General features: G+C 56.1%; 20 protein-coding genes and 1 pseudogene. 11 read left to right on the forward strand and 10 right to left on the reverse strand.

All coding sequences use genetic code 11. The annotated features are described in order from the left end of the window. Positions 1-263 precede the first annotated feature (263 nt). A pseudogene (locus IGS51_RS18550) lies at positions 264-1,130 on the forward strand (S1 RNA-binding domain-containing protein); the annotation flags it as partial. Positions 1,131-2,007: 877 nt separating this feature from the next. Then, a complete protein-coding gene (tatC, locus tag IGS51_RS18555; protein WP_297080262.1) occupies positions 2,008-2,829 on the forward strand; it encodes a twin-arginine translocase subunit TatC in 822 nt (273 codons plus the stop codon). A gap of 36 nt (positions 2,830-2,865) precedes the next feature. Here the strand turns inward: tatC and IGS51_RS18560 are convergent, their stop codons facing one another. Next, positions 2,866-3,174 carry a DUF3067 family protein gene (locus tag IGS51_RS18560; protein WP_172354176.1) on the reverse strand — a complete coding sequence of 103 codons (309 nt, stop codon included), beginning with the start codon at positions 3,172-3,174 and terminating at the stop codon, positions 2,866-2,868. Positions 3,175-3,491: 317 nt separating this feature from the next. Between IGS51_RS18560 and petC the strand changes: the two genes are divergently transcribed. Beyond that, positions 3,492-4,034, forward strand: coding sequence for a cytochrome b6-f complex iron-sulfur subunit (gene petC, locus IGS51_RS18565; protein WP_297080264.1), 543 nt, complete (start codon positions 3,492-3,494; stop codon positions 4,032-4,034). Between the two features lie 105 nt (positions 4,035-4,139). Next, complete coding sequence (gene petA / locus IGS51_RS18570) at positions 4,140-5,132, forward strand: cytochrome f (protein WP_297080265.1); 993 nt, start codon at positions 4,140-4,142, stop codon at positions 5,130-5,132. Positions 5,133-5,482: 350 nt separating this feature from the next. On the opposite strand, the gene IGS51_RS18575 is transcribed toward petA, so the two are convergent. The 3 genes from IGS51_RS18575 to IGS51_RS18585 all read right to left on the reverse strand — a co-directional run bounded on the left by IGS51_RS18575 (position 5,483) and on the right by IGS51_RS18585 (position 8,142). Next, complete coding sequence (locus IGS51_RS18575; RefSeq protein WP_172354173.1) at positions 5,483-6,271, reverse strand: transporter substrate-binding domain-containing protein; 789 nt, start codon at positions 6,269-6,271, stop codon at positions 5,483-5,485. Between the two features lie 303 nt (positions 6,272-6,574). Continuing rightward, entirely contained in the window at positions 6,575-7,594 is a 1,020-nt protein-coding gene (rsmH, locus tag IGS51_RS18580) for a 16S rRNA (cytosine(1402)-N(4))-methyltransferase RsmH (RefSeq protein WP_367279376.1), read from the reverse strand. Between the two features lie 23 nt (positions 7,595-7,617). Beyond that, positions 7,618-8,142 carry a hypothetical protein gene (locus IGS51_RS18585; RefSeq protein WP_297080266.1) on the reverse strand — a complete coding sequence of 175 codons (525 nt, stop codon included), beginning with the start codon at positions 8,140-8,142 and terminating at the stop codon, positions 7,618-7,620. A 332-nt stretch (positions 8,143-8,474) separates the two neighbouring features. Between IGS51_RS18585 and IGS51_RS18590 the strand changes: the two genes are divergently transcribed. Both IGS51_RS18590 and IGS51_RS18595 read left to right on the forward strand, forming a co-directional pair. After that, a complete protein-coding gene (locus IGS51_RS18590; RefSeq protein ID WP_297080267.1) occupies positions 8,475-8,861 on the forward strand; it encodes a hypothetical protein in 387 nt (128 codons plus the stop codon). Between the two features lie 288 nt (positions 8,862-9,149). Beyond that, positions 9,150-9,995 (forward strand): neutral zinc metallopeptidase, encoded by an 846-nt coding sequence (locus IGS51_RS18595; RefSeq protein WP_297080268.1) that lies wholly within the window; start codon positions 9,150-9,152, stop codon positions 9,993-9,995. Between the two features lie 64 nt (positions 9,996-10,059). On the opposite strand, the gene IGS51_RS18600 is transcribed toward IGS51_RS18595, so the two are convergent. Together IGS51_RS18600 and IGS51_RS18605 are read right to left on the reverse strand one after the other, a co-directional pair. After that, positions 10,060-10,416, reverse strand: coding sequence for a Lin0512 family protein (locus tag IGS51_RS18600; RefSeq protein ID WP_172354168.1), 357 nt, complete (start codon positions 10,414-10,416; stop codon positions 10,060-10,062). Then, on the reverse strand, positions 10,413-11,087 hold the full coding sequence (locus IGS51_RS18605; protein ID WP_297080269.1) for a hypothetical protein: 675 nt from the start codon (positions 11,085-11,087) through the stop codon (positions 10,413-10,415). Before IGS51_RS18605 ends, IGS51_RS18600 begins: the two co-directional genes overlap by 4 nt. A gap of 924 nt (positions 11,088-12,011) precedes the next feature. Here IGS51_RS18605 and xdhA point away from each other — a divergent pair. The 5 genes from xdhA to tkt all read left to right on the forward strand — a co-directional run bounded on the left by xdhA (position 12,012) and on the right by tkt (position 20,193). Continuing rightward, on the forward strand, positions 12,012-13,427 hold the full coding sequence (xdhA, locus tag IGS51_RS18610) for a xanthine dehydrogenase small subunit (protein ID WP_297080271.1): 1,416 nt from the start codon (positions 12,012-12,014) through the stop codon (positions 13,425-13,427). After that, positions 13,424-15,760 (forward strand): xanthine dehydrogenase molybdopterin binding subunit, encoded by a 2,337-nt coding sequence (gene xdhB, locus IGS51_RS18615; protein ID WP_367279377.1) that lies wholly within the window; start codon positions 13,424-13,426, stop codon positions 15,758-15,760. Before xdhA ends, xdhB begins: the two co-directional genes overlap by 4 nt. Before the next feature lie 390 nt (positions 15,761-16,150). Continuing rightward, positions 16,151-16,393: an acyl carrier protein gene (gene acpP / locus IGS51_RS18620; protein ID WP_068512699.1), complete on the forward strand. Its 243-nt coding sequence runs from the start codon at positions 16,151-16,153 to the stop codon at positions 16,391-16,393. A 111-nt stretch (positions 16,394-16,504) separates the two neighbouring features. After that, positions 16,505-17,764 (forward strand): beta-ketoacyl-ACP synthase II, encoded by a 1,260-nt coding sequence (fabF, locus tag IGS51_RS18625; RefSeq protein ID WP_297080275.1) that lies wholly within the window; start codon positions 16,505-16,507, stop codon positions 17,762-17,764. Positions 17,765-18,180: 416 nt separating this feature from the next. Next, a complete protein-coding gene (gene tkt / locus IGS51_RS18630; RefSeq protein WP_297080277.1) occupies positions 18,181-20,193 on the forward strand; it encodes a transketolase in 2,013 nt (670 codons plus the stop codon). Between the two features lie 137 nt (positions 20,194-20,330). Here the strand turns inward: tkt and IGS51_RS18635 are convergent, their stop codons facing one another. From IGS51_RS18635 to IGS51_RS18650, 4 genes are all read right to left on the reverse strand, one after another. After that, the gene (locus IGS51_RS18635; RefSeq protein WP_297080279.1) at positions 20,331-21,158 is read right to left on the reverse strand and encodes an ABC transporter permease; all 828 of its coding nucleotides are present in this window, start codon (positions 21,156-21,158) and stop codon (positions 20,331-20,333) included. A gap of 32 nt (positions 21,159-21,190) precedes the next feature. Next, on the reverse strand, positions 21,191-22,048 hold the full coding sequence (locus tag IGS51_RS18640) for an ABC transporter permease (RefSeq protein ID WP_367279378.1): 858 nt from the start codon (positions 22,046-22,048) through the stop codon (positions 21,191-21,193). 119 nt (positions 22,049-22,167) lie between these two features. Then, the gene (locus IGS51_RS18645; protein ID WP_297080283.1) at positions 22,168-23,373 is read right to left on the reverse strand and encodes a PotD/PotF family extracellular solute-binding protein; all 1,206 of its coding nucleotides are present in this window, start codon (positions 23,371-23,373) and stop codon (positions 22,168-22,170) included. 153 nt (positions 23,374-23,526) lie between these two features. Next, on the reverse strand, positions 23,527-24,666 hold the full coding sequence (locus IGS51_RS18650; protein ID WP_297080285.1) for an ABC transporter ATP-binding protein: 1,140 nt from the start codon (positions 24,664-24,666) through the stop codon (positions 23,527-23,529). Positions 24,667-24,796: the final 130 nt, after the last annotated feature.

A 24,796-nucleotide genomic window follows, 5' to 3' on the forward strand; every position in this document is an offset into this window, starting at 1 on the left:
CAATCAGCCTACAAATAGCTTGCCCCATTAATGACTCTACAAGCGCACTGGTGCATTTCCCGCCTATTTCTGGAAATGTTCTGCCTCGGTAGCAGCCCAAACTCGTCGCCCAACCGTTTCACCCCTGGCTAACGATGCTGATTAACCAAAGAATCGCTTATATTAAAAAAGCTCAATTGAAGCCAATTGCCTACTTCAAAATCCGCCAGACCTGAGCCAATCTACGCTCAGGGCAGCCCAAGAGCGGCGGGTTCTCTAGATACCTGCTTGAGGAGGTCAGTCGTTTGTCGTTTTCCAGTGATGACTTTGCCAAAGCCCTAGAACAGCACGACTATGCGTTTCAGAAGGGACAAATCGTGCGGGGCAAGGCCTACAGCTATGAATCGGACGGAGCCTATGTCGATATTGGCGGCAAGTCCGCTGCGTTTTTGCCGCTAGAGGAAGCGTCTTTGCGGCGCATCAGCAATGTGTCGGAAGTGCTGCCGCTGCAAGAGGAGCGCGAGTTTCTCATTGTGCGGGAGCAGGATGCTGATGGCCAGGTGACGCTATCGCTGCGTCAGCTTGAACTGCGCCAGATCTGGAGCCAGTTCGCCGAAATGCAGGAGGAAAACAAAACGATCCAGGTGCGGGTGAACGGGTTTAACAAAGGCGGCGTGACGGTGGATGCAATGGGGCTGCGGGGCTTTATTCCGCGATCGCACCTGAGCGAGCGAGAGAACCTGGAGTCTCTGATTGGCAAGTCTATGACGGTGGCCTTTATCGAGGTGAATCCCACCACCAAGAAACTGGTGCTGTCGCAGCGGCTCGCCGCGCAGGCTGCCAGCTTTAGCCAAATCGTGGAAGGTCAACTGATCAGCGGTAAGGTGTCGGGCATCAAGCCCTTTGGCGTGTTTGTGGATTTTGACGGCGCAACGGGGCTGCTCCACATCAACCAGATCAGCAAGAACTACATCTCGTCCCTTGGCGACCTGTTTCAGCTAGGGCAGCCTGTCCGGGCGCTCGTAAATGAGGTGGATGAAGTCAAGCGGCGGATTTCGCTGTCTACCAAGCCGCTGGAAAACTATCCCGGTGAGATGCTGGAAAATATGGCGGCGGTGATGGCCGAGGCTCGTGCCCAAAAGCTTCAGCAGTCGGCAGCCAGTGCGATCGCCCCTAAAGATGTGGAGAGAAATGCAGAGACAGATGCAGAAAGCAGCGTCGAGATGGCTGAAGAAGCCGTAGAAGCCCCAGAAGCTCCAGAAGCCTTAGACGAACCTGCTGCATCGGACGACTCAACCACAGACGAAGCCGCTGAATAACTTGGGGCGGGGTTTTGCGGGCGATCGCCCCTATGAGTTCTGAAACGCGGGCTAAACTCGAAGCGGAACGGGGCCAGCAGGCGATTCTTATCCTCGCGCTTGCCAGCCCCGTTGCCGTTCTGTTGTTATGACCAGTCAGTGAACCTAAATCCAGTGTGGCTCAAGCCTGGGTATAAGTCATCACATCGTCCAGGCTTTTTACGGAAACTATGTTTTTGCCCCTGGGCGATCGCACATTCCGCAAGGCTTCAGCAGAGCGAGTTTGCCCTTTTTCCATAGATCAACGGATTTGCTTTTTTGAGAGCGCGTTCAGCCCAGTTTGCGTGAATTGGGATGTGCGTGGAATTCTGGGGTGTGTTGCCGCAGGGGGGCGATCGCCGCCAAGCACAGAGTGCGTGTTTACAACCAGATGAATATTTTTGGTATAAAAAGAGACTCAAAAGTGTTGATTTTTGAGAACCTCACGGGTCAATTTTCCTGGCTGAGGCATCGTCTGTGGCGGATCTGCTACCTAAAGGTGAATATTCCTTAAAGCACTTGCCCGATCCCGCTGACCCGACTCTTGTCTACAGACTACCCTTCTGGGAAATTTCCCAGAGAAATTTTCCGGAGAAATTTCCCGACAGACAATTCCGCAACGCAGCTTAAACAGGCGCTAGGCTAGTATTGACTACACGACTGCTCTATCCCGTTGCCGCAAAGCTTGCCCATGACTGCCCCGACGGAAACCGACCTCGCCACCCAGAACGGAGCCACCCAGAATGGACTGAACGCCGCCGCTAACCCTGGGCGATCGCCCGCTGTGGATGTGCAGACGGATGATGTTGCCGATCTGGATGTAGAAATGTCCCTGTTCGACCATCTGGAAGAACTGCGGATGCGGATTTTCTACGCCCTCATTGCGATCGTGGTGGGTGTCATCATCTGCTTCTTCTTTGTCAATCCCATCGTGCAGCTTTTGGAAGTGCCCGCGCAGGGGGTGAAGTTTCTTCAGCTTTCGCCAGGGGAATATTTCTTCGTATCGCTGAAAGTCGCAGGCTACAGCGGCTTGCTGGTTGCCAGCCCGTTTGTGCTGTACCAGATTATTCAATTCGTGCTGCCGGGGCTGACTCGCAAAGAGCGACGTATCATTGGCCCCATCGTTCTTGGCTCCAGTTTTCTATTCGTCGGCGGGCTGGTGTTTGCCTATGTGGCGCTGATTCCCGCAGCCCTAAACTTTTTTATTAGCTATGGCGCGGACGTTGTGGAACAGCTTTGGTCCATCGACCGCTACTTTGAGTTTGTGCTGCTGCTCTTGTTTAGCACTGGGCTGGCATTTCAGATTCCAGTCATTCAAGTTCTCTTGGGGCTTTTGGGACTCGTCACCTCCAGGCAAATGCTGTCGGGCTGGCGGTATGTGGTGCTAGGCGGCGCGGTGCTGGGCGCAGTCCTCACGCCTTCTACCGATCCGGTGACGCAGAGCTTGCTGGCGGGCGCAGTGCTGGGGCTTTACTTTGGCGGCACGGGCATGGTGAAGCTGTTGGGTCGATAGCAACCGGGTTCATGCTCCAGGGATAATTTTTGACCCTCAGACCATCCACTCTGAAGCGCGATCGCCCAGGTCGATGGGATAGCTGACTGCCTTTCCCAGGCGCGGCTTCTCTGTGGTCTGCTCAATAAACTGCTGGACTCGCTCAGCGCTGCCCAGCGCGGTGAGATAACTGGCGACATCGTTGAGATGCTCCAGGTATTCGTCTTCCGTCATGGGAAACGACACCTGCTCCAAATATTTCCACATCACCTGAAACAACACCTTTCCCTGCACCTTCCGTAGCTGCACGTCGAAGGAGCGGCTCCATTTGGTCAGTAATAGCTGATGCAGTTCCTCGCCAGTCATCTCGCCAGTCATAGGGGCTAAGGGATTAGGGTTTAAGAAGTCAGGGGTCAGCTCAGGTTGGGCTATTAGGCTGGGCTGTCGGGTTGGGCTATTAGGTTGGGCTACTCGATTTATTTTAGGAGATCTGAAGTTTTACGTTTCGTTACGATACCGCTGTTCAGAGGGGCTATCTGCGGTTTCTGGTGCGGTCAGCGCTATAGAATACTTCATAGAAAACTGTAAACCATTGCCGAACAAGGATTGCTGCCAAGGATGGAGGCCTTGCACCGGACAGGGTTTTACCCAACGTTACTTCTCTAAACTCACCGTTCATAATCATGACTCAAGCTTCTGGAACGCCTGATGTGCCCGATTTGGGCCGGCGGCAGTTTATGAATCTTCTTACTTTTGGGGCAGCCACGGGCACGGTGCTGGGCATGTTGTATCCCGTCGTGCGGTACTTTATTCCCCCCTCCAGTGGCAGTGCAGGCGGCGGCGTGACGGCCAAAGATGCCCTGGGCAACGATGTGGTGTTGAAAGACTTTTTGGCTACCCATGCTGTGGGCGAGCGCGTGCTGGCGCAAGGGCTAAAGGGCGACCCGACCTATTTGGTGGTAGAAGACGCTGGGGCGATCGCCAGCTATGGCATCAACGCGGTTTGTACCCACCTGGGCTGCGTTGTTCCCTGGAATGCCAGCGAAAATAAATTTATTTGCCCCTGCCACGGCTCTCAATATGACGCGACGGGTAAGGTGGTGCGCGGGCCGGCTCCGCTGTCGCTAGCGCTGGTGCATACCGAGATCACCGAAGACGGCAAGATTGCCATGACCCCCTGGACGGAAACCGACTTCCGCACGGGCGATGCGCCTTGGTGGACTTAGGGATTTGCCCTGCCTGATTCTGACCTGCCCCATTTTTGGGTTTAACGTTGGGCGATCGCCCATTTCTGCCGAACCTTTTTCTAAACCGAACACGCACTCTAAAAAATGAACTTCAAGGTTTGCTCATTTCCCTCTCGTCGCCGGAGTATAACCGCTCTGGTTCGGGGGCTGATGGTGGCGGTGCTGACGCTAGCGGCGCTGGTGTCGAGCGATGCCCTGCTGCCTCAGTCCGCTGCTGCCTACCCCTTCTGGGCACAGCAAAACTACGCCAATCCTCGCGAAGCCACGGGTCGCATCGTCTGTGCCAACTGCCACCTGGCCGCCAAACCCGCCGAAATCGAGGTGCCCCAGGCTGTGCTGCCGGATTCTGTGTTTAAGGCCGTGGTGAAAATTCCCTACGACCACTCGGTGCAACAGGTACAGGCGGACGGCTCTAAGGGGCCGCTGAATGTGGGGGCAGTGCTAATACTGCCGGAGGGCTTCACCATTGCGCCGGAAGACCGTATTCCTGAAGAAATGAAGGAAGAGGTCGGTCCCAGCTACCTGTTCCAACCCTACGCCGATGACAAACAAAATATCGTGCTGGTGGGGCCGCTACCGGGCGACCAGTATGAGGAAATCGTTTTTCCGGTGCTGTCGCCTGACCCCGCCACGAACAAGAGCGTTGCCTTTGGCAAATACTCGGTTCACCTGGGCGCAAACCGGGGTCGGGGACAAGTCTACCCCACGGGTGAAAAGAGTAACAATGCCGTTTACAATGCCTCGGCAGCGGGTGTGATTACGGCGATCGCCAAAGCAGACGACGGCAGCGCTGAGGTCAAGATCCGCACCGAAGACGGTACGACCGTGGTGGACAAAGTTCCTGCTGGCCCAGAGCTAATCGTTTCTGAAGGCGAAGAAGTCGCCAGTGGTGCTGCACTGACCAACAACCCCAACGTCGGCGGTTTTGGTCAGAAAGACACCGAAATCGTGCTGCAAAGCCCGAACCGCATTAAAGGTCTGATTGCATTCCTAGCGGCCATTACGCTGACTCAAATCCTGCTAGTGCTGAAGAAGAAGCAGGTCGAGCGCGTCCAGGCTGCCGAAATGACCTTCTAAAGGCTGCGTTCATCGCAGGTTGATAGGTACAAGGGTGTTCCATTGGAGCGCCCTTTTTTGGACACTAAATGCGATGTGCAACTTGCAATCTGCCCTTTGCCTTTTGGGGTGCGCCGAAGGCTTCAAGCTCTTTCCAGCGTAGGATAGAACCTCCAAGCCAATTCCTCCACTCTTCTTCTCAGATTAGAGAAGGCGTGAGCGTTGCAAGCTATTCGCTATTCGACTTTATCTACACCAAAAAAGCCAGAGAGAATCGAGTCTCTCTGGCTTTTTGAATTCCAGCCCATCTGCGAACACCCAAGATGGAATTCAGCGTGGGGTATGCCTTAACGGAGTATTACCCAGGGCGATTAGGAAGCGGGTGTGTCGCTCCCAAACCACTTCACAATCAGCTTTTCCAACTCGCCGTTGGATTTCATCTCGGAAATGACGGGGTCAAACTGGCCAAGCAGCTCAGACCCTTTGGGGAAGGCGATCGCCGAACCCGCTTCTCCTTCGTTGGGGAGGACATTCATTTCCAGGTCGGGGTTGGCGGCCATGTAGCCCTTAGCAACCGTGTCTTCCATCAAAATGGCATCAATCCGTCCGGCCTTTAGCTCCTGAATCATCTCATTGATCCGGTTCAACGCCTTGACGTTTGCGCCCTGAAACTCCTTGGCAGCTTGCTCTTGAATCGAACCCAACTGCACGCCTAAGGTCTTGCCGCTCAGACTTGCAGCACTCGTCAGACCTGAGCCAGATTTCGACACGATCGCATTCTTGGCTTCGTAATAAATCTGGGAAAAATCGACGTTTTGCTTCCGCTCTTCCGTCGGGGTCATACCCGCCATCACAAAATCAGCCCGCTTAGATTGCAGAGTTGGAATCAGCGCATTGAAGTCAATGTTGTCAATTTTGAGGCCATAACCTAGCTTGCTGGTGATGTATTTGGCGATATCGACATCAAAGCCAACGATTTCCTGGCTGCCGCTCGACGTGTCGATAAACTCATAGGGGGGATAGTCGGCAGAGGTAGCCATGGTCAATGTTCTACCAGCGTCGCCGCCCGCTGTGGGGGCGCTGGAGTTACAGGCAGTCACGAGTGTAATCGTCAACAGGGCCGTCAAAAAGGCCGTGAACAAAAACTTGAGTCGCTTCATAATCAAAGTCTCTAGAAGAACTAAAACCAACCCGTGCAAACGTTGCAGTCTAAAAGTTGCAGTCTAAAACTCGTAATCTTTTCACTGCTCGCGTAATGCCTGCTATACAACCGTTTTTGAGCTTGAGGGATAAACCGTTTTTACGACGGTTCAGGTATAGTGGCATTTTCCGAGTTGGGTCGGTATCTCGAAATACCAAACCGAGTAGCCTTGCCTGCAATTAGGCTGGCCAGTTAGCTATTGTGCCACTTAAATTCGAGGTTGTGGAGCTTGCGTCCTCTAAAAGCTGCTTTCTGGGTGTTATTAGCGGTTGAGTTTTGGCGGCAATTCTGGCGCTGTTTCCGCTATTCGCTCTGCCACCCGCAGCTTGGCTGAGCGGGCGCGGGGATTGGCGGATAGCTCTGCATCGGTCGGCTGGACTGGCTTTTTGGTGATGACGCGCAGGGCGGGGGCGACTCTAAAAGTGTGTTTGACTAGCCGATCTTCCAGACTGTGGAAACTGATGATGACTAATCTTCCAGTCGGCATCAGCCAGGCGGGCGACCTGTTGAGAAATGTTTCTAAAACGTTGAGTTCGTCGTTGACGGCGATGCGGAGGGACTGGAAGACGCGAGTGGCAGGGTGAATGCGCCCGTGTCGATAGGCGGGGGGAACGCTGCGGGCGATCGCCTCTGCCAGTTCTGTCGTCGTCTCAAAAGGGCGCTGTTCCACAATGCGGCGGGCAATCCGGCGCGACAGCCGCTCCTCGCCGTAGCGGTAAAACAGGTTGGCTAGCTCAACTTCATCCCAGGTGTTAATGATGTCGGCGGCGGTGAGGGGCTGATGGCGGTTCATCCGCATGTCTAGCGGGGCCGCATGGCGAAAGCTAAAGCCACGATCGCCCTGGTCGAACTGTACCGAACTCACGCCCAGATCCGCCAGGATGCCGTCGAATCTGATTGCGCCCGGATCGTAAGCCGAAAAGTTGGTGTGGCAAACCGAGACGCGATCGCCAAATTCTGCCAGGTTAGCCCGAATCGCGGCGATCGCCTGCTCGTCTTGATCCAGGGCCACAAGCTGCGTATCGGGCGCTGCTTCAAGGATCAGCCGACTGTGGCCGCCGCCGCCAGCCGTTGCGTCCAGATAGCGTCCGCCAGGTTTGACCGCCAACCCCGCCAGCACCTCCGCGCCCAGCACGGGAATATGGTGAAAGGCGGGTTCAGACGTGATGTGTGGAGGGGCGATCGCCCCGCTAGTTGGGTCTGCGGCTAAACGGTCTGCCGCTGGGGAATCGCAGTGCAAAACCTCCCCGTCCGCCTCATCCGGCGGTGGGCCAGTAGCCATCTATCCGCCCTCCATCCGATGGCTCACTGCACCACACGCCCCGGCGTGTCTACTGCGTCGATGCAGGTGGCCAGGGCCCGGTCGGTGGTCAGGGTGCTGCCGTTTTTGATGCCCACTACGCAGTTGGCAAACTCGTTGGGCAGCAGGCTGCGGCGACAGTGGCTCAGCACGCTCGACAGGTTGGCCGTCTCATCATCTCCCACGATTTGGTTGAAACATTGCGCTAGGTCTTCGGGACGACGCACGCTGCGGCAAGCCTCTAGCACATCGCTGACCACCAGTGTCTCGCCACCGCCAATGCCTGCCACGCAGCGCGACACTTCTCGCGGGTGAAACGCGCTGGCGCAGGCCGTCGCTGCAACTGCCTCCGCTGCCCCTCGACCGATCAAATCCGCAGTACATTCTTCATAGTCGGACGTTCTGACGCGACGATAGCGATAGCTGGCCAGCGCGGATGATGTGGGCAACCCCAGGACAAGTAATCCCGCCGTCGTCAGCACCAGGGCAGACACACGAGCAAGGGGCGATCGCAGTGCAGAATGTGGCATAACAAAACCCGTGAAAGAGACCGTGGAGAATGCGTCAAACGCCCCAATTCTACGACAACTTCCGTCCGCTCGCTGCGCCAACTGTTTTATTTCATGAACATCTAAAAAGAAGTTGCCAAGAACCTGTGCCAACTGCCCCAAAACGCGCTACAACTCTCCAGATCTGCCTACTTCCAGGTTGGGGGCTGCATCGAAGCCTCTCTGAATCTCTCTGAATCTGAATCTCTCTGAATCTGAATCTCTCTGAATCTGAACCTTGCTGAAAATGTCGTGCCCCGGTTCCTTGCCCCTTCGTGCTGATTTGCTACCCTCGTCCATTGAATCCATCTCCCATGCAACCTTTGGAACAACTTCTGGAACAGGTCAACCAGCAGCGTGTGAAACACATCATCAAGCTCTACGCGCTCGATAGCGAAGAGACTCAAGACGTTTATACTTGCCTGGACGCTTTGTTTCGCCGCTATCCGCCGCCGCTGATCGAACTGGCGCTAGTGGAAACGCTGGTGGATTGCTGGGCCGCTGTGCCCCTACCCAAAGGACTGCCATTTATCAGCCAAGTGCGCGATCGCCTCCGCCAGTGGGAAGCCCAACGCGAGACAGAGCCACTACTTAACACCCTCACGCCCCAGCAGTTTCACCACATTACCGGACTGGACCCCGCGCCGATCTTTGGGCCGGGGCTGGTTGATGCTGGGGGCGATCGCCCTGCCGATCATTAAGAGCGCATAAAAATGCTTAAAGCCGAATAAATCAGCAAAAGCGTGGATAAAGCAGCAAAACCTCTCGGAAAAGATTTCGCAACTCTTGTACCGTGGCAAACCGGAAAATCCTAGCCCTGGATGCTACTCTAAGTAAAACTACTAGGACTTACGCAGTTGGACGATTTCTCGCGGGCGCAACCTGGGAGAAATCGTGCAAAACTTAGAAAATTTAACCGCAAGTGCGTAAGTCCTCATTACATAAGGCATTAATATTTCCAAGACAAACTGGAGAGCAGGAGGCCCACTATGCGCTGGGAGTTTGGTCGGCGAAGCACCAATATAGAAGATCGGCGTGGAATGAGACCCTCTCGCGGCGTGGTTGGCGGCGGGCTGGGGGCTTTGCTGTTGGCGCTGCTGGTGGCGCTGCTGGGGGGCGACCCGTCAATGGTGCTGAACCAGTCTCCCGTATACGACGGCCCCGCCCAAGTCGCTCCGGCCCCTCCCCAAGACGACCAGGCGGCTGCCTTCGTTTCGACGGTTTTGGGCTATACCGAAGATACCTGGTCGCAGATCTTCCGCGAAAAAGGCTCAAAGTACGTTGAGCCAAAGCTGGTGCTGTTTTCGGGTGTTGTAAATTCGGGCTGCGGCACGGCACAAGCCTCTATGGGCCCCTTCTACTGCCCGCTGGATCAAAAAGTCTACTTGGACATGAGCTTTTATAACGACATGCAGCGTCGGCTGGGGGCAGGGGGCGACTTTGCCTACGCCTATGTGATTGCCCATGAGGTCGGGCACCATGTGCAAAACCTGCTGGGGATTTCCGACCAGGTGCAGTCGATGCAGCGTCGCGTCAGCAAAACCCAGGCCAATCAGCTTTCGGTTCGGCTGGAGCTTCAGGCGGATTGTTTCGCAGGCGTATGGGCAAATCGCACCCACCAAGCTCAGCAGATCTTGGAGAAGGGCGATGTGGAAGAAGCGCTCAATGCTGCTGCTGCCATTGGTGACGATCGCCTCCAGAAGCAAGCCCAGGGCTATGCTGTTCCCGATTCCTTCACCCACGGCACCTCAGCACAGCGCGTCCGCTGGTTTACCCAGGGAATCAAGACAGGCGACGTGAATCAGTGCAATACATTTGAGGCGACGACGCTTTAAGGTTTGGGGATGAGATAAAGCGTGTCAGCCCGACTTTGGATTTCTTCGGCTGGGTCTTCAGGAGCTATACCCAAACGGTGACGGCGGCCACGGCAATTAGCATTTCGTCGTTTTTGTCATCTAGTTCCGGGATGGCTCGTCCCTGAACCACCATGCCGCCAGATTCCACGATCAGGCGTTTTTGCCCAAAGGGAAGCACTGCCAGCACTTCTGCCTGCCGCACTAGCTCTGGATAGGGCACGCCGACTTGCACTTCGACGAGCATTTCATCGGGGTGGTTGAGGCCAGCGACTTCCCAGATGCCGGGAAGGGCATTGTGGGCGATCGCATTTCGCACGGCCCGCGCTGCGGCAACCGTCGGGTCTTGGCCATGCTGGTCAATGCCCATGCCCATTTCGATGATGAAGCGTTTGTGGGTCATATCCGCAACTCGCTAAACAGCATCAGCAGCCCACCTAGCACCCCGATCACCGCAATCGTTCCCAGCGCGTTGAGTTTTTGGGGTAGCGGCTGGGCAGCGGGTTGCAGCCAAAAGGACAGCGTACGTGTAACCCACGGCATCACCAGCCAAGTCAGGATAGAACAGGAAATGAAATTGTCGAGCAGCATGGCGCTGGGGTGGGGCAGGTTTTTCATAATGCCCAGTGCGCCCAGCAGCACCGACTGAATCATGAGCGTCGGGTATAGCCCCAGCACGACTGCTAGGTTTTGCTTCCAGGCGGGCGGCCCCAACCCCAGTTGCTCACCGCCGATTTTGGGCGAAAACCAGCCCTCTAGCCCGGTGGTGAAGGACTTGAACTGGTAGGACTCGACGGGATGATCTTCGGCATTGATCACGGCTTCCCGGTCTTCCGACTTCAGCCAGGCGTTGAGATTCTCTGGCGAGTCAAAGTGAACGATGGAATACCACTTGAGCTGGCTTTTGCCTTTGACAGGCGGCAGCAGGTCGGTGCGGATATAGCCCTTGCAACGCCAGGCCGTGCGGGTGAGTTTGGCGTGCCATCGGCGAAAAGCAATGCCTTTGCCGCGTGGCACAGTATGTTCAACAACCAAGCTGGCATGGACGGGCTGCTCGGTTTGCAGATTAAACATGAGTTTGGGATTGAGGGATAGAGCGCAGGGAATTGGGGGTAGAAAATCAGTCGTTTTGAGGGTCTGAATCTTAACGATTGATTCAGTCGATTGATCAATCCACTGAAATGATCAGTTCCAGTTTCGACTGCTTCTAGTTTCCAGGTCTAGTTTCCAGCAAAGGAAAGCATACTGCTTTGTGGGATCGCGGATACTCTATCTGCCGATAGAGGAAAACCCAACTCCTAGAGGGAGAGGGCCGAATCCTTTGCCATAAGCGCCATAAACACAGGACTTACGCACCTGATTGACTGACAAAACTCGAAGCACCCTCACTCCAACCCCTCTCCCAGAGCGGGCGAGGGGCTTTTGACCCAGGTTTGGCAGTTCAAGTCCCTTCGCCCCTTGTGGGAGAAGGGATTTAGGGATGAGGGGAAAAGATTTGTCAGGTAACCAGCTTACGCACTTGCGATAAGCTTCCTAGATTTTGGACAATTTCTCGCGGGCTGCGCCTGTGAGGAATTGTCTAACTACATAAGTCCTAAAACAATGGTGTGAACGTTGTAAACAATGTCGTGGCGGGAAAGGACGGTGGAACAAGCGGTAGAACCGGGGGATGTATCGGGTTGCACAATCCCGCTGCTGGATTTGCGTTAGTTCTAGGCTAGACGATTCTACGTGAGTCGGCGCAAAGCCTTGACGAGAGTGCCAGGTAGCTTTTTGAGCCGCTCCTTTTAAGCAGATCTTTAGAAAAGACGCATTCTGCAAAATTTTGGAAGCTTTGGGCGATCGCCCAAGTTCCCGTCATAGAATCACCCTAATCTTTTGTCCCTAAGCGAGATCCGGATTCATCTACTTATTCAATAACCGTTAGATATCCATCTAGAGATATCCATCCAGATATCCATCAAACGCCATCCCTCAGACTCTACTCCTGACGCTCCTGTGACACAGCAACTCGAAACCCAACTGGCGATTACTATCAATGGCGATCGCGTTCGTATCCAAGACGTTCCCCTCACCACCACGCTGCTGGATTTTCTCCGACTCATTGGGCGTGTGGGCACCAAGGAGGGCTGCGGCGATGGGGACTGCGGAGCCTGCACCGTGGCCGTGGTCGGCGTGGGCGCAGATGGCAAGCCCCATTACCAGGCGGTAAATAGCTGCCTGATTCCGCTGGGTTCGGTGGTGGGGCGCGAAGTGATCACGGTAGAAGGCGTGGCCAACGGCAAGCTGCATCCTGTTCAAGACGCAATGGTGAAGCTGGGTGGCTCCCAGTGCGGCTACTGCACACCGGGGTTCATCATGAGCATGTTCGCCGCCTACTACGACGGCAAGCTGGACGATGTGGCCGTGGAAGGCAATCTCTGTCGCTGTACGGGCTATCTGCCGATTCGCCGGGCGGCCCAGGCTGCGGCGGCCGAAACGCCCTGCGACCATTTCAGCGAGCATCTGGCCGAGGCAGATGCCGATCTGATGCCCTACTGCTTCACGGGACACGGGCAATTCTATCGCCCGACGAGGCTTCTAGAAGTGCTGGAACTGCTGCGCGACCATCCCGATGCGACGCTGGTGGCGGGCGCGACCGACATAGGGCTAGAGCTTCAGCGGCGCGAGTTTCCGGTGCTGATTTCCCTAGAAGCGGTGGCGGAACTGAAGACACTGGTGCAAACCGACGAGTTTGTAGAAATTGGCGCGGCGATTCCCCTAAGCCACATCGAGACGCAGCTTCACGGCGTGTTTCCCTGCATAGACGAGATGATTCACTGGTTTGCGGCACGGCAGGTGCGGAACCGCGCCACACTGGGGGGAAATATTGGTACGGCCTCACCCATTGGCGATTTGCCACCCGTGCTGCTGGCGCTGGATGCGGAGCTGAAGCTGGCGAGTCTGGAGGGGGAGCGGGTCATGTCCCTGTCGCGATTTTTCCAGGGCTATCGCCAGACCAACTTGCAACCCGGTGAAGTGATTCAGTCGGTGTGGATTCCTAAGGGCATCACACCGGGCGCAGCGCAGCGCCTCAGCCAATCTTACAAAATCGGTAAGCGCGGTACGGACGACATCAGCATTGTGGCGGCGGCCTACGTGGTGGATTTGGACAGTGAGAAGCGAGTGGTTCATGCGCGGCTGGGCTATGGCGGCGTGGCGGCAACCCCAATTCGGGCGACGGCGGTGGAAGAGTTTCTGGTGGGCAAACCCTGGAGCCTGGACACGGTGCAACAAGTCAAACCTATGCTCTACAGCGCTTTTACCCCGTTGACAGATTTGCGGGGCAGCGCCGACTATCGCAAGATGCTGGTGGCCAATTTGTTTGAAAAGTTCTTTGTGGAGTTTGCAGCAGCGGCGGGGGTGGAAGTATGAGCATGGTCGGTCAACGCAAGAGCCATGAGAGCGCCGAAGGTCACGTTAGCGGCAAGGCGGTGTATACCGATGACCAGCGGATGCCGAGTGGGATGCTGTCGATTTATCCGGTTCTATCGCCCCACGCCCATGCCAGGATTCTTAGCATCGACACGGCTCCGGCGCTGGAGGTGGAGGGCGTGGTGACAGTGCTGACGGCGGCGGATGTGCCCGGAACCAACGATACGGGCGTGATTCGTCAAGATGAGCCGCTGTTTCCCACCGATGAAGTGAGCTACTGGGGGCAGGCGATCGCCTGGGTAGTGGGCGAGACGGAAGACGCAGCGCGGCGGGGAGCGGCCAGGGTCACGGCGGAATACGAACCTCTGGAGGCGGTGCTAACGATCAAAGGGGCGATCGCCGCCCATAGCTACCACAACGATCCGCAGTTCATCCGCCGGGGCGAAGTGGATCAGGCCATGACCGCAGCCGCCCACACCCTCGAAGGCGAACTGGAGATGAACGGGCAGGATCACTTCTACCTAGAAACCCACACAAGCTGGGTCGTGCCTGATCCTGAAGGTAACTACCAAGTTTACTCGTCCACCCAGCACCCCAGCGAAACCCAAACCATTGTGGCGCGGGTGTTGGGGATTCCTGTGAATCGCGTCGTCTGTACCTGTCTGCGGATGGGCGGCGGCTTTGGCGGCAAGGAGTCCCAGGCAAACCCGATGGCGGCCGCAGCGGCCGTCGCGGCGCACAAGACGGGTCGCCCGGTGCGCGTGAAGCTAGAGCGCCACCATGACATGATCCTGACGGGCAAGCGCCACGGTTTTTTGGGGCAATACAAGGTCGGTTTTGATCCCGACGGCAAGATCCTGGCGCTAGATGTGGCGCTCTATGCCGAGGGCGGCTGGAGCCTGGACCTGTCGCCCCCCGTGCTGATGCGGGCCATGCTGCACGTCGATAACGCTTACTACATCCCCAATATGCTCGTGCGCGGGCTGATCGTGAAGACTCATCGCGTGTCTAATACTGCCTATCGCGGCTTTGGCGGACCCCAGGGAATGCTGGTGATTGAAGACGTGGTGGATCGGGTGGCGCGGCATTTGAGCCTGCCGCCGGATGTGGTGCGCGAGCGAAATTTCTATCACGGCGAAGGCGACAGCACCACTACCCACTACGGCCAGGTGATTGTCGATAACCGCATCGCCCGTGTCTGGCATGAAGCGAAGGAGCGGGCCCACTTTGCCGAACGGGCCGCCGCTGTTACAGCGTTTAATCAGCAAAACCGCTACAAAAAGCGGGGGCTGGCGATTACCCCGGTAAAGTTTGGCATTTCCTTCAATAAGGTGCAATATAACCAGGCGGGGGCGCTGGTGCATATCTACACTGACGGCAGCATCCAACTGAACCACGGCGGCACGGAGATGGGACAGGGCCTACACACCAAGATGCAGCAGGTGGCGACGCGGGCACTGGGGGTGACGCTCGACCGCATCCGCATGATGCCCACCAGCACTGACAAAGTGCCCAACACCTCGGCTACGGCCGCCTCTAGCGGAGCCGACCTGAACGGGCAAGCGGTGAAAAACGCCTGCGAAATCCTGAAGTCGCGGCTGGCTCCGGTGGCGGCCAAGCTGCTGGATTTTGACGCAGCCGAGGAGATGGTGTTTGAAAATAACGAGGTCTATTGCCGCACCTACCCGACGGCGCGGGTGTCTTTTGATGCGGTAGTGCAGCAGGCCTATGGCGATCGCATCAGTCTCTCTGCCACGGGTTACTACCGCACGCCGATGATCCACTGGGACCCGGTGACCGCGACGGGTCGCCCCTTCTATTACTTTGCCTATGGCGCAGCGGTGAGCGAGGTGGAAGTAGACGGCTTCACGGGCACGTTCAAATTACGCCAGGTGGATATTGTGCATGACGTGGGCGAGTCGCTAAATCCGCTGGTGGATCAAGGGCAGATCGAGGGCGGCTTTGTGCAGGGCATGGGCTGGCTGACGATGGAAGAACTGGTCTGGGATGAGCAGGGCCGCCTCCGCACCTTTGCCCCCAGCACTTATAAAATTCCCACCATCAGCGAAATCCCAGAACATTTCCAGGTGCATCTGATCGAGCGAGGCAGCCAGGACGGCACGATCTACGGCAGCAAAGCGGTGGGTGAGCCGCCGTTTATGCTGGCGATGTCCGTCCGCGAGGCAATTCGAGCAGCCGTGGCCGCCTTTGGCAATGCCGCCGTGGTAGAACTGGCTGCACCTGCTACGCCGGAGGCAACGCTGCGGGCGATCGAGGCAGTTCGGAGCGCTACCTCTGCGACAGAAGCCGCGCTATCGTCTACGTCGGTCTAGGGTTTCTCCTGGTCTAATTTCGACCGAAATTCTGAGAAAAACGAGCTTTGTGAATGGAGGGGCGATCGCCCCTTTTTTATGCCCTTTTTATGTCTTTACCCAATTCCCCAGCGCTAGCGTTGTGGAGCAATCACCCCTAATCCCCAGTTTTCTAGTTTTTCTGCCCTCCGTTTTAGCTCGTCACGCTTTCAGATAATATGAAGGAATGCCTAATTTCCCACTAGGTCAAGCGCATCGTCGGTTCCCGGCACATCGCAAGCCTTGCGGACAGAGACAGGCAGTGTCCAATTCTGTCGAGTTTCAAGTTTGGATTCGGCTAGACTTGCACAACAGATTGAATTTCTTTGAATTTCTCAACTTGCATCCGCGTTGGGTAGGAACATAAAAGCTATGAGCGACGAGATTCTCACAAAGGTCAAAAAGATCGTATCCGAGCAACTGAGCGTCGAAGAGAGTGAAGTCAACCCTGAGTCTAACTTTGCCAACGACCTGGGCGCAGACTCTCTAGACACGGTTGAACTGGTGATGGCGCTAGAAGAAGAATTCGATATCGAAATTCCTGACGAAGCCGCCGAAGGCATCGCTACGGTTCAAGCTGCTGTGGACTACATCAAGCAAAAGGTCGCTGCGTAGGACTGGACGCAAGTTTCCACGCCTTCTCCAACCTCCTGCTGTTCTCTGCCCTGGCTATCTATAGGCCTCGGCTATTCTGTGGTTTGGGCAAAAGCCCACGAATTTGCTGTCATGACAACTTTGGATTCTGGATTAAAGCGCGTCGTGGTTACGGGTCTGGGTGCTATTACGCCCATTGGCAACACCTTGGCGGAATACTGGGACGGTTTGATGAGCGGTCGTAACGGCATTGGCCCGATTACGCTGTTCGATGCGTCTCGCCACGACTGCCGCATTGCGGGCGAGGTCAAAAACTTTGACCCACAGCTCTATATGGATCGCAAAGAAGCGAAGCGCATGGATCGCTTTGCCCAATTTGCGGTGTCTGCCAGCAAGCAAGCCCTCGCCGATGCCAATTTTGTCATTAACGATCTGAATGCTGAACAGGTCGGCACGCTAATCGGCACAGGCATTGGCGGTCTTAAGGTCATGGAAGACCAGCAGGAAGTGTTTCTAACGCGCGGCCCCGATCGCTGTAGCCCGTTTACTGTGCCGATGATGATTGCCAACATGGCGGCCGGGCTAACGGCGATTCAAGTGGGGGCAAAGGGGCCCAACAACTGCACAGTGACGGCCTGTGCGGCTGGGTCAAATGCCATTGGCGATGCGTTTCGCATTTTGCAGCGGGGATTTGCTCAGGCAATGATTTGCGGCGGCACAGAGGCGGCCGTCACGCCTTTGTCTGTAGCGGGCTTTGCTTCGGCCAAAGCCCTATCCACCCGCAATGATGATCCGCTACACGCCTGCCGCCCGTTCGACAAGGATCGCGATGGATTTGTGATGGGCGAGGGCGCTGGCATTCTCATTCTGGAAGAACTGGAACATGCCCTCAGCCGGGGGGCGCGGATCTATGCCGAGATTGTCGGCTATGGTATGACCTGCGATGCCTATCACATTACCTCGCCTGTTCCCGGTGGCGCAGGGGCTGCCCGTGCGATGCAGCTTGCAATGAAAGACGCGGGCTTGCGTCCTGAAGAGATTCACTATATCAATGCCCACGGCACCAGCACGCCCGCTAATGACTCTACGGAGACGGCGGCCATTAAAACTGCCTTGGGCGATCAAGCGTACAAGCTCGCTGTCAGTTCTACTAAGTCCATGACAGGCCACCTGCTGGGCGGATCGGGCGGCATTGAGGCGGTGGCAACCGTGATGGCTGTGGCTAACGATCGTGTACCTCCCACGATTAATCTAGAAAACCCAGACCCTGCCTGCGACTTGGACTACGTGGCAAACGAGAGCCGCAGCCAGACGGTCGATGCAGCGCTGTCCAACTCTTTTGGCTTTGGCGGCCACAACGTGACGCTGGCTTTCCGCAAATATCAGGGTTAAAGTCTGGGGTTCTTGCGATTTTCCCTGCATCCGATGGAAAGCCGGTCAGTCAAAACTCTGAAGGTCAAGACTCTGAAGCAGTGCCCCAAAGTAGCGAGGCTAACCAAAGTAGCGAAGCTAACCTCTAAGCTGCTCAGTTGCCTATCAAGTTGCCTGTAGCCTATACAGTATTCGGCTTTACAGAAAGCTGTGATTAACCCTTGTCCAGTTTTCCATAAACCGTTAAGCTAATTTTATTGAGTATATTTGCCTAGTGCGATCGCCCAGGAAATCTTTCACCTGTGATCCCCTGTAGTGGGATGATGGGAAGGATGCCTTTGGTGATTCAGGATTCTTCCGTTTGCCTATCCGCCCCGCTTGCCTGTTTTGGCGTGTTTGTGAGCGCCTGTCACCCGTCGTTGAGTAGAAAGAAGACAATGGCTGTTGCGACCTTAACCCTCGAACAACTCTGTATTAATTCCATCCGGTTTTTGGCGATCGATGCTGTTGAAAAGGCAAAGTCTGGACACCCCGGCTTGCCGATGGGTGCTGCGCCGATGGCGTTTGTGCTGTGGGATCAGTTCATGCGGTTTAATCCCAAAAACCCCAAGTGGTTTAACCGCGATCGCTTTGTGCTGTCGGCTGGGCACGGCTGTATGTTGCAGTACGCCCTGATGTACCTGGCGGGCTACGATAGCGTCACGCTGGACGAAATCAAGAACTTCCGTCAGTGGGGTTCAAAAACGCCTGGTCACCCCGAAAACTTTGAGACTCCTGGTATTGAGGTCACGACCGGGCCGCTCGGTCAGGGCATTGCCAATGCGGTTGGTCTGGCGATCGCCGAAGCGCACCTTGCTGCCAAGTTCAATAAGCCCGACCTGACCCTGGTAGATCACTACACCTACGTCATTCTGGGCGACGGCTGCAACATGGAAGGGATTTCCGGCGAAGCCTGCTCACTGGCGGGTCACTTGGGGCTGGGCAAGCTGATTGCGCTCTACGACGACAACCACATTTCGATTGACGGCTCCACGGACATTGCTTTCACGGAAGACGTGTCTAAGCGCTTTGAAGCCTACGGCTGGCATGTGCTGCATGTGCAGGACGGCAACACGGATTTGGAGGGAATTGCTAGGGCGATCGCCGAAGCCAAATCCGTCACCGACAAGCCGACGCTGATCAAAGTCACCACTACCATCGGCTATGGCTCTCCCAACAAGGCCAACACCGCTGGCGTTCACGGCGCGGCACTGGGCGAAGCCGAAATCAAGCTGACTCGCGAAAACCTGGGCTGGACCTACGATCCTTTTGTCGTTCCTGACGAAGCCCTGGCCCACACTCGCAAAGCCATCGAGCGTGGTGCTAGCTACGAAGCCGAGTGGCAGGAAACCTGGGCACAATACAAGACCAAGTATCCTCAGGAAGCAGCGGAGTTTGATCGCCTGCTGAGCGGCAAACTGCCTGAGGGTTGGGACAAAGTGCTGCCCACCTACAAACCTGAAGATAAGGCGCTAGCCAGCCGCAAGCACTCAGAAATCTGCCTCAACGCGCTGGCTCCAGTATTGCCAGAACTCATTGGCGGCTCGGCCGACCTGACCCACTCCAATCTGACGGAGTTGGAAATCAGCGGCAATTTCCAGAAAGGCGCTTACGAAAACCGCAACATCCACTTTGGCGTGCGCGAACACGGCATGGGCGCAATTTGCAACGGCATTGCGCTGCATGGTTCCGGGCTAATTCCCTACGGCGCAACCTTCCTGGTGTTTACCGACTACATGCGCGGCGCAATTCGCCTGTCGGCACTGGCAGAGTGCGGCGTGATCTGGGTGATGACGCACGATTCTGTGGCTCTAGGCGAAGACGGCCCGACCCACCAGCCCGTAGAAACCATCGCCTCGCTGCGGGCTATACCTGACCTGACGGTGATTCGCCCTGCGGACGGTACGGAAACTTCTGGTGCTTACAAAGTGGCGATCGAAAACGCTCGGAAGAACCGTCCGACGCTGCTGGCCCTGTCGCGCCAAGGTCTGCCAAACCTGGCAGGTAGCTCGATCGAAGGCGTGGGCAAAGGCGGCTACACGGTGATCGAGTGTGACGGCACGCCGGATCTGATCTTGATTGGCACGGGTTCGGAAGTGAATCTCTGCGTCAAGGCCGCAGAACAACTGGCCGCAGAAGGCAAGAAGGTTCGCGTGGTTTCTATGCCGTCTACCGAATTGTTTGAAGCGCAGGACGCTGCTTACAAAGAGTCGGTGTTGCCCAAAGCGGTAGCCAAGCGCTTGGTCGTGGAAGCGGGGACGACCTTCGGCTGGCATAAGTATGCAGGTAGCGAAGGAGATATTCTCGGCATTGACACCTTTGGCGCATCGGCTCCTGGCGGCGTTTGCATGGAGAAGTTTGGCTTCACGGTAGACAATGTGCTGAGCCGTGCTAAGGCGCTACTTGGCTAAGCCGTTGCTTTGCTAAACCATTTCCAAATTTGCTAAACCATTTCCAAAACCAAAGCCCAGCCTCGATTCGCTCTTGGCTGGGCTTTTCATATATAAACCTTCTTTTACGAATATGTTTTGGAACAGTCTTCTTGAGCTTACCCATCTAGCCGCTGTTGTTCGCTGCGATAGCGGATGAACTCTGCTGCAAAGGCTAGGGTTCCGGATGCCAGAATCAGCACGACGCTCAGTGCGTTAATGTCGGGCTTTACGCCTGTGCGGACGCGGCTAAAAATCTCCATTGGCAACGTCGTAGTGCCGCCGCCTGCGGTGAAGCTGGAAATCAGCAGGTCATCCATGCTTAGCACAAACGCCAGCAGACAACCGGAGATAATTGCAGGCATAAGCTGGGGCAGCAGAACTTTAGTAAATGCTTGAAACGGAGTTGCGCCCAGATCCAGCGCCGCTTCTTCTAGGTGAGGATTCATGCCCGTGAGCCGCGTCGAGACGACGACCGCGATATAGGCGAGGCAAAAGACAATGTGTGCGGCCACGACTGTCCACAGGCTCAGGGGAATTGCCAGCGAAGCCAGAAATACAAGCGTTGCAACGGCGATCGCAATATCAGGAATAATCAGCGGCAGGTAGGAAATGCCCTGATACAACTGCTTGCCGGGAAAGGTGTAGCGGGCTAGCCCCACGGCCATCAGCGTGCCCAGCACGGCCGCAATGCCCACGGCCAGCAGCGCCACCGACAAGCTATCTGCCAGCGCTGATAGAATCCGCGTGTCGTTGAACATGCGCTGATACCACTGCAACGAAAAGCCGCTCCAGCCTGCACTAAAGGGCGATGCGTTGAAGCTAAAAAACGCCAGCACCAGCACTGGGATGTACATGAATGCAAACATCACCAGCGTGAAGAGAAACTGCCAGGAGAGGCGGCGTTTGGCGGCAACAGTTTTGGGCAGATCGAGGGTTGCGGTCATAGTGGGAAACCGAGGGGAAAACAGGGGGAGTATTAGTAATTCTCTAGCTTGCGATCGCCATACTTCAGCAGCAGCCCAATGCCCAGCCCCATCGCGCCGATCAGCACCATGCTGAGGGCAGAGCCAAAGCCCCAGTTGCGAGTCGCGCCAAGGAACTGGTTGTAAATGAGGCGAGCCATAGTCATACTGGATGCTCCGCCCAGCAGTTCAGGCACCACAAAATCCCCCAGGCTGGTAATAAACACCAGCAGGCAGGCGGCAGCGATGCCAGGGAGCGTCTGGGGCACGGTGACTTTCCAAAAGCCCTGCTGGGGAGTTGCCCCCAGATCGGCCGCCGCTTCTAGCAGCCGCTTATCAAGCCGCTCCAGCGAAGCGTAGAGGATTAGCACCATATAGGGCAAAAAGTTATAGGCCAACCCAATCATCACGGCAGTCTGGGTGTTCAGAATATCCAGCGTTGGCAAGCGGAGGGTACTCAGCAGCGAGTTCAGCACGCCCGTCGGCCGCAGAATGGTGATCCAGGCGTAGGAGCGGAGCAGAGAGGATGTCCACAGGGGCAGCACAAAGCTGACCAGCAGCAGGTTGCGCCAGCGGGCAGGAGCCATCACCGCAATCCAATAGGCAACAGGAAAGCCTAGCACAAGGCAAAGGAGCGTACTGGCGATCGCAAAAAACACTGATCGCCCAATCACCCACAGATAAATCGCCTGACCGTCAATTAGCTCAAAGATTTTGACATAGTTGCCCAGACCGTAGGGTGCGGGCTGGCTGCCAGGACGGAATCCTGGAATCAGGCTCAGTTCCAGGATCATCAGCGTCGGCACGACCAGCAGCAACAGCAGCCAAAGCCCTGGCGGCCCCAGCAAGACAAAGGGCTGAATCAAACCCATCAGCCGCTGCTTTAGTCCCTTGCTGGCAGGGCGCTGGGGTTCGACTTCTGGAGTCGGGGAGAGCGGAGCGGAGGTTGCCATAGTGGAAAAATATTGAGAGCGATCGCTCAAAAACGGGGTCAGGCGCTGGTCAACTGCGTCCAGTACCGATCATAAATATCGACCGCTTCGCCCACATTGGCAAGAACCTCACACTTTGCCAGAATTTCTTCGGGGGGGAAGAGATCTGGGTTTTCGACCAGCTCCTTCGGCAATAGCGTCAGCGTTTTCTGGTTGGGCGTGGGTAGTTTGAGCCGTCCTAGATTCTTTGCCGCTGTCTGCGGTTCTACCGAATACTCAATCCATTTGTAGGCGGCATCAACGTTGGGAGCCGTTTTAGGAATGGCGATGGTGTCCGTCCAAACCGTTGCGCCACTAGACGGCACTACGTATTCTAGCTGGGGATTTTCCAGCACCATATCGATGCCATCCACCGAGTAGGCATGGGCCACGGCCAGGTCGCCTACTGCCATCTGATCTCGCCAACCATCGGTTGTAAAGGCATTGATCGCAGGCTTGAGTTCTTGCAGCTTCTTGTAGGCGGCTTCAATTTCTTTGGGATCTTGGGTGCTGTTGGAAAAGCCCAGCATCTTTAGCGCCATGCCCATAACCTCGCGCACGTCGTTGAGCAAGGTCATTCTTCGAGATAGCTCAGACTTTCGTTCCCACAGGTCAGACCAGTCAGTAATGGGCTTCTTCACCAATTCTTTGTTGTAGACCAACCCTGTTGTGCCCCAGGTATAGGGCACGCTGTATTGGTTGCCAGGGTCGTAGGGAGGATCTTGCCACTGCTCCAGAAGATCGGCATAGCCAGGAACGCGGTCTTGGTCAATTTCGAGCAGCATCTCTTCCTCAATCATGAGTTCTACCATGTAGTCGGAAGGATAGACGATGCTGTACTGACTGCCGCCGCCGGCCTGCATTCGAGCCAGCATGGTTTCGTTGGAGTCATAGACATCGGCAATGACCTTAATCCCGGTGTCTTGCTCAAAGCCCTTCAGCAGGTCTTCATCGATGTAGGCTGACCAAGTGTAGACATGGAGAGTATTATCTCCGCTGCTGGGCGGTGAAGCGGCGGAAGTATCTGTGGCGGCAGAACTGCCCGTTGTACCAATGTTTCGGGCGCAATTGCTCAACAGCACGCCAGAGAAAGCTGCACTCGACAACTGCAAAAAGCGGCGACGGCTGGCGCGGGAGGCGGAGGAATAGGGCGATCGCCCACCGCCAGGATTCCGCCTCAGCGAGGATTCAGAATTGGAACGACCAGAAAATCGATAGGGAGGCATAGCAAATCTCCTAAAACTGCGGTGTCCATGCGAAGAATGACCGCCCCCTTTGAGGGCAGTAATTCCAAGGAGTGCATCCAATCTTGACTCCCAACGCCTTCGTCCTTGGCCCTGGGTTCCAGGCTTCGGGTTCCAGGCTCTAGGCTCCAGGCTCTAGGCTCCAGGCTGAGTTGCAAGGGGAAGGGCATCTGCCGCCGACCAGGATACGTACACAGGCGTATCAACCTGGGGCATCGACTCTGGGCGATTTGGGCGCATCACCGTCACCATATCCCCCGTTGGCAAATCGACCACATAGTGGACATGGGTGCCCAGGTACATAGTGTGCCGGAGTCGTCCTTCAAAACAGTTCATTTCGCTACCAGGAGGCTCTAGCGACAGCCGCACCTTTTCGGGGCGAATGCTGACCACAACAGGCTCCGCTGCCGCGCCGGGGCAAGCCTCCGTCGGCTTCACCACCATCTGGAGTCCGCGCTCGGTTTCCACTTTTATCAGCATCGGGTCTGCGGCAGCCATATACCCTTGGAATAGATTCGTCTCGCCAATGAAGTCGGCCACAAAGGGCGTAGCTGGAAACTCGTAAATCTCGCTGGGCGTGCCAATTTGCTCTACCCGCCCCTCATTCATCACGGCAATCCGATCGGACAGGCTGAGGGCTTCTTCCTGATCATGGGTCACCATGATGAATGTGACACCCAGTTCTCGATGCAGCGTCGAAAGCTCCACCTGCATTTCTTTCCGCAGCTTCAGATCTAGCGCTCCCAATGGCTCGTCAAGCAGCACGACGGTTGGCTGGTTTGCCAGCGCCCGCGCCAGCGCGACCCGCTGCTGCTGTCCGCCAGAGAGCTGAGCCGGATAGCGTCGGGAAAAGGACTCCATCTTGACCAGTTGCAGCGCTTCTCCAACTGCTTTTTGAACCTCTGCCTTGCTCTTATTTTTTAGCCGCAGCCCAAACGCCACATTGTCCCACACGGTCATGTGTCCGAACAGCGCGTAGCTCTGAAATACTGTATTCACCGGGCGGCGATAGGGCGGCACGCCCACCATTGACCTGCCCTGGAGTAACACCTCACCTGCCGTTGGCTCGTCGAACCCCGCCACTAGGCGCAGCGTTGTAGTTTTGCCGCAGCCGGAAGGGCCAAGAATGCTGAAGAACTCCCCTTGTCGCACGTTCAGGTCGATGCCGCGAACCGCCGTGTAGCCATCGAAGACCTTGAATACTCTGCGGAGTTCGACATCATATTGGGTTTCGGTTTCTACCGTGGACTGATTTGGGGTGATGGTCTGTGCCATGTGGCAAATTCCCTGTAGAAATTCTGCTAGAACGGGGCAGTGGTCAAGGCTTAGGTCTGAGATTTTAGCAGTTGAGTCCTCACGTGAGTATGTGTGTCCCTATGGGCGACGCGGGGAAAGACAAGCGCCT

This window comes from Thermoleptolyngbya sp. M55_K2018_002 (genome assembly GCF_015295965.1).
GTDB classification, from domain to species: Bacteria; Cyanobacteriota; Cyanobacteriia; order Elainellales; family Elainellaceae; genus Thermoleptolyngbya; species Thermoleptolyngbya sichuanensis.